Source organism: Rhizobium sp. USDA 3886, from assembly GCF_056279785.1.
The window spans coordinates 214,103-226,751 of the sequence record NZ_JBWCDC010000003.1; the positions used below are offsets into that span (position 1 = coordinate 214,103).

General features: G+C 61.2%; 10 protein-coding genes and 1 pseudogene. 8 read left to right on the plus strand and 3 right to left on the minus strand.

The features are described from left to right. The first annotated feature begins 1 nt into the window (after window position 1). Genes ACZ9BX_RS23835 through ACZ9BX_RS23855 form a run of 5 tightly spaced genes read left to right on the plus strand, consistent with a single transcriptional unit; the run spans window position 2 to window position 6,035 of the window. A complete protein-coding gene (locus ACZ9BX_RS23835; protein WP_476220518.1) occupies window positions 2-1,381 on the plus strand; it encodes an amidohydrolase in 1,380 nt (459 codons plus the stop codon). A 24-nt stretch (window positions 1,382-1,405) separates the two neighbouring features. After that, complete coding sequence (locus ACZ9BX_RS23840; protein WP_476223018.1) at window positions 1,406-2,503, plus strand: BMP family ABC transporter substrate-binding protein; 1,098 nt, start codon at window positions 1,406-1,408, stop codon at window positions 2,501-2,503. Window positions 2,504-2,506: 3 nt separating this feature from the next. After that, the gene (locus ACZ9BX_RS23845) at window positions 2,507-4,030 is read left to right on the plus strand and encodes an ABC transporter ATP-binding protein (protein ID WP_476220520.1); all 1,524 of its coding nucleotides are present in this window, start codon (window positions 2,507-2,509) and stop codon (window positions 4,028-4,030) included. Continuing rightward, window positions 4,027-5,127, plus strand: a complete 1,101-nt coding sequence (locus tag ACZ9BX_RS23850) for an ABC transporter permease (RefSeq protein ID WP_476220521.1) — start codon at window positions 4,027-4,029, stop codon at window positions 5,125-5,127. The genes ACZ9BX_RS23845 and ACZ9BX_RS23850 overlap by 4 nt, the downstream gene beginning before the upstream one ends. Then, window positions 5,124-6,035: an ABC transporter permease gene (locus tag ACZ9BX_RS23855; RefSeq protein ID WP_476220523.1), complete on the plus strand. Its 912-nt coding sequence runs from the start codon at window positions 5,124-5,126 to the stop codon at window positions 6,033-6,035. The genes ACZ9BX_RS23850 and ACZ9BX_RS23855 overlap by 4 nt, the downstream gene beginning before the upstream one ends. 393 nt (window positions 6,036-6,428) lie before the next feature. Here the strand turns inward: ACZ9BX_RS23855 and ACZ9BX_RS23860 are convergent, their stop codons facing one another. Further along, the gene (locus ACZ9BX_RS23860; protein WP_476220525.1) at window positions 6,429-7,343 is read right to left on the minus strand and encodes a LysR family transcriptional regulator; all 915 of its coding nucleotides are present in this window, start codon (window positions 7,341-7,343) and stop codon (window positions 6,429-6,431) included. A gap of 119 nt (window positions 7,344-7,462) precedes the next feature. On the opposite strand from ACZ9BX_RS23860, the gene ACZ9BX_RS23865 reads away from it, so the two are divergent. The 3 genes and pseudogenes from ACZ9BX_RS23865 to ACZ9BX_RS23875 all read left to right on the plus strand — a co-directional run. Beyond that, window positions 7,463-8,536 carry an alpha/beta hydrolase gene (locus ACZ9BX_RS23865; RefSeq protein ID WP_476220526.1) on the plus strand — a complete coding sequence of 358 codons (1,074 nt, stop codon included), beginning with the start codon at window positions 7,463-7,465 and terminating at the stop codon, window positions 8,534-8,536. A gap of 482 nt (window positions 8,537-9,018) precedes the next feature. Next, window positions 9,019-9,456: a VOC family protein gene (locus ACZ9BX_RS23870; RefSeq protein WP_087001025.1), complete on the plus strand. Its 438-nt coding sequence runs from the start codon at window positions 9,019-9,021 to the stop codon at window positions 9,454-9,456. A 127-nt stretch (window positions 9,457-9,583) separates the two neighbouring features. Next, window positions 9,584-9,711 (plus strand): annotated as a pseudogene (locus tag ACZ9BX_RS23875) (IS5/IS1182 family transposase); the annotation flags it as partial. 134 nt (window positions 9,712-9,845) lie between these two features. Here ACZ9BX_RS23875 and ACZ9BX_RS23880 read toward each other — a convergent pair. Both ACZ9BX_RS23880 and ACZ9BX_RS23885 read right to left on the minus strand, forming a co-directional pair. Beyond that, a complete protein-coding gene (locus tag ACZ9BX_RS23880) occupies window positions 9,846-10,823 on the minus strand; it encodes a 3'-5' exonuclease (protein ID WP_476220528.1) in 978 nt (325 codons plus the stop codon). A gap of 295 nt (window positions 10,824-11,118) precedes the next feature. Further along, on the minus strand, window positions 11,119-12,648 hold the full coding sequence (locus tag ACZ9BX_RS23885; RefSeq protein ID WP_476220529.1) for a SulP family inorganic anion transporter: 1,530 nt from the start codon (window positions 12,646-12,648) through the stop codon (window positions 11,119-11,121). Window position 12,649: the final 1 nt, after the last annotated feature.

Below are 12,649 nucleotides of genomic sequence, written 5' to 3' on the forward strand. Positions count from 1 at the left end.
CATGGCCGGCTATCTCCTGAAGAACTGCGCGGCGGTCATCGTCGACGAGGGCAAGGGCCCGAGCGTGCTTCGCAATGTCGACCTCCTGACGAACGGACCTGCAATCGCGACTATCGGCGAGGGCCTTTACAAAGGCGACCTACCGGCCGGGACGATCGTAGAGGACGCCAGCGGCTGGTTCGTCTATCCGGGCCTCGTCAACACGCACCACCACTTCTTCCAGTGCTTCGTGCGCAACCGCGCCGATCTCGACTGGACGAAGCTCTCGGTCATCGAATGGCTCGACCGCATCTATCCGATCTTCTCGCGGCTGACTGAGGACTGCTTCTACCATGCGTCCGTCACAGCGATGGCCGAGTTGATCAAGCATGGCTGCACCACGGCCTTCGACCACCAATACTGCTTTCCGCGCCACGCTGGCAAACGGCTGATCGATCGTCAATTCGAGGCTGCCGACCTTCTGGGCATGCGCTTTCATGCAGGCCGCGGCGGCAATACATTGCCGAAGTCCGAAGGCTCGACCATTCCGGACGTCATGCTGGAAACGACGGACGAATTCATCGCCGATTGCGCGCGCCTGATTGACGCCTATCACGATACCAACCCCTTCAGCATGCGCCAGGTCGTGGTCGCACCCTGCCAGCCGGTCAACTGCTACCGCGAAACCTTCGTGGAATCGGTCGCGCTGGCGCGTGATCGCGGCGTGCAGATGCATACCCACGTCGGCGAAGGCGAAAGCCCGGTCATCGAGACCCGGTACGGCATGCGGACGGTGGATTACTGCGCCGAGCTCGGATTTGCCGGCCCCGACACCTTCTACGCCCATTGCTGGGAGCTGACACACGACGAACTGCGAAAGATGGCCGCAACCGGCACCGGTGTCGCCCACTGCCCCGAGCCGGTCTACCTGGTAGGCGCCGAGATTACGGACATTCCGGCGATGTCGGCCTTCGGTCTTCGACTGGGTCTCGGCTGCGACGGTGCTGCCTCGAACGACAATTCCAACCTCATCCACTGCATCCACTCCGCCTACATGCTGCAATGCCTGATGGCATCGACGCGCGCCCATCCCGTCCCGCCGCCGGTCGATTTCCTCAGCTATGCCACGACGGGCGGCGCGGGCCTCCTCGGTCGCCGCGACATCGGCAGGCTTGCTTCCGGCATGGCTGCCGACCTTTTTGCGATCGACACGCGACGCATGGACTACGTCGGCACGCGGCACGATCCGCTGAGCCTGATTGCCAAGGTCGGCATCGGTACGCCGACCGACATGACCATGATCAACGGCCGCATCGTCTGGGCGAAGGGTGAATTCGTCGGGCTCGACGAAGCGCGCCTGTTCGCCGAAGCCGAGGCTGCTCTTGCGACAGTGGAATTCTAAACACAAAACAAGGGAACTGAGATGCTGAAAAACCTGACCCGCAGAACACTGATGAAGGGCGTTGCCGCCTCCGGCCTCGCCGGCGCGCTTGGCGGCCGGTCCGCAATAGCCGCCGACGAGCCGCTCGGTATTTCCCTCGTGATCCCCTCGCCGGTCGGCGACGTCGGGTGGGGCCACGCGCTAGCCGCCGGCCTCGAACCCGTCAAGGCCGCCTACGGCGACAAAGTGAACATCACTGTCATCGAGAACATTCCGGAAGGTCCGGACGCCGACCGCATCATGAACAAGACGGTCGCCGACGGAAACAAACTCCTGATCGCCGGCTCCTTCGGCTATCAGAACGGCGCCCTGCAGATTGCCCGCCGGAATCCGGCGGTCACCGTGCTGCATGCCTCCGGCTTCCAGGTAGCACCGAACTTCTCGCCCTTCGCCGCCAAGTATTTTCAGGGAACCTATCTGCTCGGCATGGCTGCCGCCGCGCTGTCCAAGACCGGCAAGCTGGGCTCGGTCTCCGCCTTTGCCATTCCGGAGTTGATCACCTCCGTCAACGCCTTCACACTGGGCGCGCAGGCGGTGAAACCTGATATCGAGGTGTCGGTCGTCTGGGTGAACTCGTGGTTCGATCCGGCCAAGGAGCAGGAAGCTGCCAAGGCGCTGATCGCCCAGAAGTGCGACGTGATCTTCTCCAACGCGCAGGATACGCCGTCCGTCATCGCGGCCTGCGAGGAGGCCGGCGTCTACGCGTTCAACCTCAACTCGTCGATGAAGAAATACGCTCCGAAGACCTATCTCGGTTGCGTGGCGACGGACTGGTCGCCGTTCTTCAAGGCCTCGGTCGATGCCCATGTCGCCGGCACGTTCAAGGGCGGCAATGCCTTCCTCGGCGTCGCAGACAAGGTCGTCGCGGTTGTCGACTGGAATCCGGATATTCCGGCCGACCTCATGACCAAGATCAAGGAGATCGAGGTGAAGATCGCTAACGGCAGCTTCTCACCCTTCACCGGCCCGATCACCAAGGCAGACGGCAGCGAAGGGGCCGCCTCCGGTGCAACGCTCGCCGACAGCGAGGTCGTCTCCATGGACTGGCACGTCAAGGGCGTCATCACGCCTCTGCCGAAGTGAGCCATGACCGCCCCGCTCCTGTCCCTCCGCGGCATTTCCAAGAGCTATGGCCAGATCCGGGCTAATCAGGCCATCGACCTGGACGTGGCGCCACAGTCGATCCATGCGATCCTCGGAGAAAACGGGGCGGGCAAATCGACGCTGATGAAGCTGATCTACGGCGTCGAGCAACCGGACGATGGAACCGTCGTCTGGGAAGGAGAACCTTTGAGCTTTGCCTCCCCCGCGGAGGCAAGGCGCAAGGGCGTCGGCATGGTCTTCCAGCACTTCTCGCTGTTCGAGACCCTGACGGTGGTGGAGAATACGCAACTGGTCGTGCCGGGCCGGAAGGCCGATCTTATTGAGCGCATCCGAATGCTCGGGCGCGACTTCGGGCTCGAAGTCGATCCCGCCGCTCATGTGCACGCTCTTTCCGTTGGCGAGCGGCAGCGGGTGGAGATCATCCGTTGCCTGCTGACAAACCCGAAGCTGCTGATCCTCGATGAGCCAACCTCCGTCCTGCCGCCGCAATCGGTAAACAAGCTCTTTGACACGTTGCGTCGCTTGCGCGACGGCGGCGTCTCCATTCTCTTCATCTCCCATAAACTGGAGGAGATCCGCGCGATCTGCGACCGGGCGACCATCCTGCGCGGTGGACGCGTCACGGGACATGTGGACCCGCGCGAACATGAGGCCCATGACCTTGCCCGCATGATGATCGGCCGCGACATGCCGGAACCTATGCCGGCGCTGCCCCTGTCCGGCGGGGAAAAGCGGCTTGAAGTTATCGGCCTCGATTATCAGCCGGACGACCCCTTTGCCGTGCCACTGTCCACCGTAAGCCTTACGGTTCGTTCGGGCGAAATCCTCGGCATCGCCGGAATTTCCGGCAACGGGCAAACCGAGCTTGCCTCGCTGATATCCGGCGAAGTGGTCCTGCCGCGAGAACAGCGCGACCGCATCTACATGATGGGAAAGGACGTGGGCACGCTCAACGCGGCTGCCCGCCGGCGGCTTGGATTTGCCTTCGTGCCCGAAGACCGGCTCGGGCGCGGCGCCGTACCGGAAATGTCACTCGCCCTCAACGGCCTGCTGACAGCGCATCCGCTCGACCTTCTCAGGCATGGTCTGGTCGACGAAACGAAGGCAATGGCATTCGCCCGCGAGTGCATCCGCCAGTACGATGTGCGCACGTCCGGACCGGAGGCGGAAGCCGGCTCGCTCTCTGGCGGCAATCTGCAGAAGTTCATCGTGGGCCGCGAGATCATGCTCTCTCCGAAACTGCTGTTCGTGGCGCAGCCGACCTGGGGCGTCGACATCGGAGCCGCATCCGCCGTGCGCAGGCGGCTCGTCGCGCTGCGCAACCACGGCATGGCAATCCTTGTCATTTCCGAGGAGATCGAAGAGCTTTTCGAACTCTGTGATTTTATTCAGGTGTTGCACCACGGCACACTGAGCCCGGCTCTCGTCGCGCGGGAGACGCAGCCGGAGGACATCGGCCGATATATGATCGGTGCACATTCTTCGCAGGAGAAGGCCCTGGCATGAGCGCTTCATTTGGGGCTTTCCTTCCCACCCTTGTCCGTCGGGAGCGTGGCTCGCTTGCAGCAACCTTGCTTGCGCCGCCCGTTGCTTTGGCGGTGGCCATGATTCTCAACCTCGGGCTTTACGTGCTGATGGGCCGCGATCCGGCCGCCGTCGTCTACGCGATGCTTCTCGAACCCTTCCTCTCTTGGGCGTCGTTCTCGGAAGTGCTGCTGAAGGCAGGCCCCCTTCTCCTCATCGCACAGGGCTTGGCGATTGGCTTTCGCGCGAAGGTCTTCAACATCGGCGCCGAGGGCCAGTTCATTCTGGGCGCGATTTTCGCCTCGGCCATCCCCGTATGGTTTCCGCAGGCAACAGGTCAGTGGATCTGGCCGGTGATGCTGCTCCTTGGAGCAGCGGGTGGTGCGCTATGGGCTTCACTTACCGCTTTCTGGCGCGTCAGGCTCAACGCGAACGAGATCCTCGTTTCCCTGATGCTGAGCCTCGTTGCCGCACAGTTGCTCAACTACCTGCTCCTCGGCCCCTGGAAGGACCCCAACGGCTTCAACTTTCCTCAGTCTGTGATGTTCCAATATGACGCGATGGTGCCGTTGCTGATTCCTGGCACACGCGTCAATGTCTCGCTGCTGCTTACGATCGTCCTGTCGATCGCGGCATGGATCTTCATGCAGAAGAGCTTCATCGGCTACAAGCTAAAGGTCGGGGGCCTCGCCCCGCGTGCTGCCGGCTACGCCGGCTTCAATCAAGGGTGGGCTATCTGGCTTTCCCTTCTCATCGGCGGATGCGCCGCAGGGCTCGCTGGCGCGGCCGAAGTTGCCGGTCCCCTCGGCCAGCTGCAGCGCTCGATTTCGACCGGCTATGGCTATGCCGCCATTATCGTAGCCTATCTCGGCGGCCTGCATCCGATCGGCATCGTATTCTCGGCGCTCATCATGGCGGCCCTCTACATCGGGGGGGACAATGCCATGGTGTCAGCAAACTTGCCGATCGCCGCGGTCCGCGTCTTTCAGGGGAGTCTCCTTGCCGCCTACCTCATCGCCGTTGCCTTCGTGCGCTACCGTCTCGAATGGCGTCGCTTAGCCTACCGGAGCCAGCCATGAACGCCATCGAATTCATTCTTGCCGGCATGCTGGCGGCCGCGACACCCTTTCTGCTTGCGGCGCTCGGCGAGCTGGTGGTCGAGCGTGCCGGCGTGCTGAACCTCGGGGTAGAGGGATTGATGGCGTTCGGCGCGGTGCTTGCCTTCATCATCGTCTATCACGGCGGCGGGCATCTTTTGGGCTTCGTCGCAGCCGGCCTCGGCAGCGCCGCTCTTTCGCTTGTTTTCGCCGTCATCGCAATCGGGTTTCGGGCGAACCAGGTGGCGACAGGCCTTGCGATCGGCATCCTCGGTCAAGGTCTCTCGGCACTTTTCGGCAAGACTTATGAAAGCCTCACGGTCAAGGGGCTTCCAAAGCTTGCCTTTCCATGGCTTTCCGAAATCCCGATCTTCGGCCGCCTTTTCATCCAGGACGCCGTCGTATGGCTTTCCCTTGCCGCAACCTTCGCTATCTGGGCGATGTTTGCTCATACGAAGACCGGTCTTGTCGTCCGGGCCATCGGCGAGAACCCCAAAGCCGCCCACGCCGTTGGCTATTCGGTCATTGCCGTCCGCTTCGCCGCCGCAGCATTTGGCGGAGCGATGGCAGGCTTTGCCGGCGCCTATGCGGCGGCGGTTTACACGCCGCTTTGGGCGGACGGGATGATCGCCGGGCGTGGCTGGATCGCAATCGCACTCGTCGTCTTCGGGACGTGGCTCACCGGCCGGATCTTCTTGGGGGCGTGCCTCTTCGGCGCCGTCTCCCTGATGGGTCTCGCAGCCCAGGCGACCGGACTGGACGTCCCGTCACAACTGCTTGCGAGCCTGCCCTATCTCGTTACGATCATCGTTCTGGGCATCATTTCGGCGGACCGCCGTCTGCTCAAGCTGAACGGCGTCGCATCGCTTGGCGAACCCTTCGAACACTAAGGGGCGGGCTGCTCACACCACGGTCACAACGTCTGTAGGTGGACTGGCGTAGCGATAACTTAAGGCCCTACAGCGGCGGAAATGTTCGAGCCGTCAACCATTGTCCGTTTCCTACATCCATCCATTGCGGGATGTCCCGTTTGGCATGAAGCTCGCGCCATACGTCAAGATATCCTGTCTGGTTAGTGATCCTGTCGCACCTCATTCGCAGGCCGCGACCTTGGCGAGGCGCGCAGGTGACGCTGACGCGTTTACGCCCGGCGGGCGAGATCTTTCGCCGCCGGCTCACCCCAAAGTGGCTCATCGTCCCCCTGGTGTGGAGCGGGCGGGCAGCTACGCGCCGCAACCGCTTCATAAGCTTTGGCCTTGGTCAGCCTTGATCAGAAAAGCCGGCTACATTTCAGACTTCAGCTCCTGACCGACGGTTCGAACCACCTCCAGGAAGTTCCGCAGGGCTTTTCGTGCGCCTCGCGGTTGCCATCCGATAGCCATTTCCCAGACAATGTCCGCAGGTGCGTCAACCAGTGGGATGAATGCTACGCCAGCGATCCTCATCGTCGTCGCGCCCGTGGGCACCAACGACACGCCCAACCCGGCGGCGACCAAACTCAAAATTGTATGCATCTGCCGTGCTTCCTGGACGATGTTCGGTACGAACCCCGCCGCCCTGCAGGCGTTTGTAATCTTCCCGTGAAGCGTCGGGCCTTGCTGGTGGGGAAACATAATGAAATCGTGTCTAGCCAGATCGGCGAGTTGACAGAAGTTCAACGCAGCGAGTGGATGATGCGATGGCGCTGCGACAATCAGCTTGTCCCGGTGGATCAGTTCCACCGCGAGGCCATCGACGGTCTTGATCGGTGGATGGAAGAAGCCAAGGTCGATATCACCGCCCGCAAGGCCGACCAGCTGCGCCTCCGTGGGACGTTCATCGAGGCGAATTGCCGTATCGGGCCAAATCTCATGGAAGGCGCGAATGGCCTGTGGAAGCAGACGGTAGAGAGCTGCGGAAACAAAGGCGATGGAAATCTGGGCAAGGTCGTCTGAAGCCGCGCGGCGGGCCAAACGAACGGCGTCTTCAGACTGCGCAATCGTTCGACGAGCCTCCTCCAGAAACACGCGACCGGCTGCGGTGAGGCGCACCGCGCGTTGGGTCCGCTCGAATAGCGGAAATCCCAAGCGCTCCTCAAGCCTCTTGATCGATTGGCTAAGCGGCGGTTGCGCCATGCCGAGCCGGGCGGCGGCGCGTCCGAAATGCAGTTCTTCGGCCACGGCAATGAAATGCCGCATATGGAGCAGATTGATCATCATATCGCATGAATATCAATAAACACTGTTTTGATATTGGAAACGTCTGTCCGTCGCAACGATTTAGAGTCGATCCAGCCGAAGCCACCCTTGGCTGGGCAACGATTTTGAAGGAGCAGACCATGCAAAGACTCGCTGTTTACTGCGCTACCATCGCAGCCACCTTCGGTGCTGTGCCTGCACTCGCAGAAGTCGAACGCAAGGATTTCCGGATAAATGCCGCACCCGATATCGAACTGGCCATCCGCGAAGTCCAAAATACAGGGCCAAAGCGCAATGGGCCCCCCATCGTCCTTGTCCATGGAGCACGGGTGCCGGGTATTGCCTCGTTCGATCTGCCGGTCGAAGGAGGATCGCTGGCCGCTGATTTGGCAACCAGAGGATATCGAGTGTTCATTGTCGACGCCCGTGGCTACGGAGGATCGGACCGTCCAGGACAGGATGGTCCAAAGGAGGGCAGGCCGCTGACCCATTCCAACGAAGTCGCCCGCGACATCGATGCTGCGGTCGAGGCTATCCGGGATCGGACGGGCAGCCGGCAAGTTGGCTTGCTCGGCTGGGCCACCGGCGGGCACTGGGCAGGCATGTACGCATCTCTTTTCCCGGAAAAGGTCAGCCACCTGGTCATCTACAACTCGCTTTACGGTGCAACCTCTGGACATCCCACACTTGGCGCAGACAGCGAGAACGCCGACCCGAATGATCGCCGCCGCTTCAATGTTGCGAAATTCGGGGCATACCGATTGAACACGGCCGCTTCACTCATGCCCTCCTGGGACAAATCCATTCCTGCCGACGACAAGCAGAGCTGGCGTGATCCGGCGGTGGTCGAAGCCTATCAACACGCGGCGTTGGCCTCCGATCCGATAGCTGACGATCGGGAGCCAGCTGCATTCCGCTCCCCTTCCGGTGCGATGGAAGACAGCTTCTATCTTGCCTCCGGCAGGCAGCTTTGGGACGCTGCCTCGATTACCGCACGCGTGCTGATCATCCGTTCTGAGAACGATTTTTGGAGCCGTCCTGATGACGTAACGATGCTGGAAGGCCACCTCGTCAATGCTGCCCGTGCCCGTAGCGTGACGATTCCTGACGCCACGCATTATGTCCACCTCGATCGTTCCGAGCGCGGCCGTTCCCAATTCATCGCGGAAGTGGTGAGTTTCCTTTCGGAATCCGTCAACACCGCAAGCCCGTAAGTTCATGCTCAACGGCTGCCTCTGGCTCGGCGAGCCTCTAAGCAACGCCCAAATCCGCATCAGGTCGGGCTCCCGTGACAGCGACCGTCGCAGCAGACGAGATAAGTAAATCCCGACGGAAGATTTCCAGTTGGATTGGGATTCGCATATCGAGCTCCACTTCGTTTGTTCGGTGGCATAGGAGGGCGAGATTGCTAAGGCCGCGGGCCTGCAAGGGACGTTGGCGCCGAGCGCATGCGCCTCGACAGACGATATCCCTAGGTTCCTCCTCAGAGCCAGCCCGTTTCGGGAGCAGATTTTGAGGATTGATCTAAGAGACCGTTTGAAAACGGGGTGGCGGTTGAGGCGGCCATGATTCAAGCTTCTGATATGAAAAGCAGCGAATTGGGCGTGGATGGCTGTCGGTGTTGGGCTGCCTCAGTCGTCCTTTGAGACGAGGCGACACCTTGTCGATTGAAAATGACACCTTGGAGATTGGAAACATGGCGCTCAAGCGAATGGACAACGTAGGAATCGTCGTCGAAGACCTCGGAGTGACGATTGATTTCTTTCGCGAACTCGGCCTCGAGCTCGAAGGGCGGGCCACGATCGAAGGAGAATGGGCCGGGCGCGTCACTGGACTGGGCGATCAGCATGTCGAGATTGCCATGATGCGCACACCGGACGGCCACAGCCGCCTCGAGCTCTCCCGCTTCCTCACGCCGCCTGTCGTCGCAGATCACCGCAACGACCCGGTCAACGCCCTAGGCTACCTCCGCGTCATGTTCACCGTGGACGACATCGACGAGACGCTTGAAAGGCTCCGCAGGCGCGGTGCGCAGCTCGTAGGCGAAGTAGTCCAGTATAAAGACGCGTACCGGCTCTGCTATATCCGTGGGCCCGAAGGGCTTCTCATCGGACTCGCCCAAGAACTCAGCTGAGCGCAATACCAAGGACAAATGGCGAAGAGTGACCAATGTCAGCGAGCGCGTCCGAGGCCGACCGCCTGTTCGAGGTTCCCTCCACGGTCGGCCGCGTTCTCGCAAAGCACGATTAGGTCGTCAACCGGAGCGGACCTTCGGCTGGATGACACGATGGCGGCGCCTCGTCCGCGACTACTAGGCCCGCATCGACGTGGCAGAAGCCATCTCCATGTCGCCATGGGCGGTCTTCTGCTCCGACGTATCAGCAACTGACGTTCTCAAACGGACTCTAAGGCTTGCCTTCTAACGCAGTGCGGCGGCGCTCACTATCCAGCCGTGCTCACCACTGACCGGCGTCGAAGAGCAGACGGACGGCCGCTGAAAAGCCCTATCAGGCCGTTCTTCCATCAGGCTCTGAACCGATCGAATGCCGTCAGGTGTAAAGTTGGTGGGTCCGCCTCGTCCCATTGATAAATATCCGAGCGCAGATAGTGAAGCTCCTCGCTGAGATCGTCCTCATCGAGGTCGATCCACCAGGACTTCGGGCGGCCGTCACTGCCGTCCGACCAACGATAGCCTCTCGCCTTCAACTGATCCTTCATGTCAAACGGGCTGTGCTCCGCAAAGATGCGAACCCGCGAACGCTGGCTGGCGCGGCAAAGTTCGCTAAACGGTGTCTCTTCAGTGGCTCGCCGCTGATCGAGGACTTCTAAGAGCGCGAAGCAATCATCAACGGCGCGGTGGCCCTCGTGGAAATAGCCAGCCTGTCCGACGAGGTAACCGAGCTTCGTTCCCTCGAAGCCGCGGGCGCTCCAATCGATTTCCGAAACGGAACAGGCCCAGGCTTTACCGGCAAAGATGGTCGAAAAGGCATCGCAGAACGGCCGGTCAAAACCAGCATTATGGGCAATGATCAGATCTGCCGGTTCAATCAGCCTGCGCAGGGACTGGATGTCGATGAACTGTCCTTCGACTAACGCGTCCGTGATCCCCGTAAGCCGGGTGATCTCGGGTGGGATGGGTTTGGATGGCCGCTGCAGGCCGCCATAGACCCCGATGATGTCGCCGACAGCTCCATCATCGCTGAAGGTGAAGGCGACAGCGCCGATTTCGATAATCTCGTCGTTACGGTGGTTGAGCCCCGTTGTCTCCGTGTCGACAATGACGCCAACACGGGAAAACTCAGGCCGTCTGACGGCGGCAACAGGGCGAGCGACGTGCCTTCTGAGGATGCGATAGTTTCCGGTCTCTTCAAGCTTTCGCGCCATCTCGTCGTCGGAGCGCGCGACAGAGTGTGAGCGTCGAGGACGTGATTGAGCAGGCGCGCTCGCTTTTTCCACCGTCGGAGACAGCGCATTCGCGAACAAGTCCAGTTGGGAATCCATCTTTTACTCTCACCGCGTGGTGGCAAAGGATAGTGGCGCTCAGCATCGCGAGCAACGAAAGATGCGGTTTATGCACCGGTTCTGAACGATCGCCAATACGTGGGACCCTTGACCAGCCCGAGGGCGAAAAGGTCATCAACCGGAACCCGTTTGAGGACGCCTTCAACACAGCAAGCTGAAGGCGTCACGCCTGCCACACTGCTCGTTACTGCTGTCGAGGCCGACCCGACCGAACTGACTTTGCAGCGCGGCGCAACGAGATGGGAGGGCAATGCAATTGCCCTCCCACAAACGATCAGGCTGCTTCGGCAGAAAACCGCGCAAATAGCGGCTTGAGACGGGGATGACGCTCCGCCCGAGGCGGATGAACCTGGACGGTTCGACCGGATTTCGTCTCGCGCCTGAGCCATTCGCTGATGGTCTCTGCACTGGTGTGATCCATGAAACGGAGGTGTTTGCCGATGATATTGACTTTGCGGCCTTCGGGCAGCCCTTCGAGCGTGCTGAGTAGCGCCGGCACGTCCTTGCAGGTGAGCGCTCCGCCCAGTCGGACATGAATTTCATCGTCGACTTCGGAATGCCTGATCGCGAGCTTTCGGCGCAGATAGGGAAGAACTTCGAGGATCGACAGCGCAAGGCCGAGCGCCACACCGACCAGCAGATCCTGCAGGACGACCATGGCCACGGTGACGGCCCAGATTCCAACCGGCATGAGACCGTGGTGCTCGAACAGGTGGCGTACGTGGTGAAGGCTGATCAGCCGCCAGCCGGTGACGAGCAGCACGGCGGCGAGCGCCGTCAAGGGTACCATTTCCAGCAATCCCGGCAAAAGCGCCACCAAGCCCAGGATCCATGCCCCATGCAATACTGCCGAGGTCCGCGTGCGAGCCCCGGCCTGGATATTGGCCGACGAACGGACAATGACACCGGTGATAGGCAATCCCCCGAGTAATCCGCAGAGCCCGTTACCGACGCCTTGGGCGAACAGCTCCTTGTTGAAGCGCGTGCGCTCCCCGTCGTGCATGCGGTCGACGGCGGCCGCCGAAAGAAGCGTTTCGGCGCTCGCAATGACGGTAATCATTAGAATCGTCAAGATGATGCCGGGCTGCACCAGCTGGGCAAAGCTCTCTGCCGCCGGTATCGATATGCTCTCTGCCAGTGAGGCCGGCACTTCCACGCGGGCTATCGGGAGGTCAAGTGTGGTAGCCAAGACCGTCGCGGCAGCAACGCCGACAAGGGCCCCAGGAAGCGGCGCCAGCAATTTCGGGCGGAATTGTTCCCAGCAGACCATCGCGAGGAGAGCGATGAGACCGACCAGAAGCGCGACGGCCTCGTTTGTCACGCTGGTGCCCCACAATCTACCGACGCTCTCGTTGATCGCGGTGATATTCTCGATGCCGCCGGCGGCAGGCCTGGCATCCATGAGCACATGGATCTGCCCCAGGATGATCAAAATGCCAATGCCAGCCAGCATGCCGTGAACGACGGCCGGCGAAATTGCTCTGAACCAGGAACCGATCCTTAGGAAACCCGCTATGATCTGCAGCAAGCCGACAACGAGCAGCACGGGAGCGAGCATGGCAACGCCATACTGTTCGATGAAGCCGAAGACGATGACAGCAAGACCGGCGGCAGGCCCGGAGACCTGAAGAGGCGAGCCCGCCAGGAGGCCGACGACGAGGCCGCCTATGATACCGGAGATTAGTCCCATAGCCGCGGGCACCCCGGAGGCGATCGCAATTCCCAGGCAAAGCGGAATGGCGACAAGAAAAACCACCAGAGACGAAGCGAGATCGCGCGAGAAAGCAGAGCCGTTGTTTATCATG

Coding starts and splice junctions, on each gene's coding strand:
- ACZ9BX_RS23835 (WP_476220518.1), top strand. CDS start 2: ATGGCCGGCTATCTCCTGAAGAACTGCGCGGCGGTCATCGTCGACGAG.
- ACZ9BX_RS23845 (WP_476220520.1), top strand. CDS start 2,507: ATGACCGCCCCGCTCCTGTCCCTCCGCGGCATTTCCAAGAGCTATGGC.
- ACZ9BX_RS23850 (WP_476220521.1), top strand. CDS start 4,027: ATGAGCGCTTCATTTGGGGCTTTCCTTCCCACCCTTGTCCGTCGGGAG.
- ACZ9BX_RS23855 (WP_476220523.1), top strand. CDS start 5,124: ATGAACGCCATCGAATTCATTCTTGCCGGCATGCTGGCGGCCGCGACA.
- ACZ9BX_RS23860 (WP_476220525.1), bottom strand. CDS start 7,343: ATGATGATCAATCTGCTCCATATGCGGCATTTCATTGCCGTGGCCGAA.
- ACZ9BX_RS23865 (WP_476220526.1), top strand. CDS start 7,463: ATGCAAAGACTCGCTGTTTACTGCGCTACCATCGCAGCCACCTTCGGT.
- ACZ9BX_RS23870 (WP_087001025.1), top strand. CDS start 9,019: ATGGCGCTCAAGCGAATGGACAACGTAGGAATCGTCGTCGAAGACCTC.
- ACZ9BX_RS23880 (WP_476220528.1), bottom strand. CDS start 10,823: ATGGATTCCCAACTGGACTTGTTCGCGAATGCGCTGTCTCCGACGGTG.
- ACZ9BX_RS23885 (WP_476220529.1), bottom strand. CDS start 12,648: ATGATAAACAACGGCTCTGCTTTCTCGCGCGATCTCGCTTCGTCTCTG.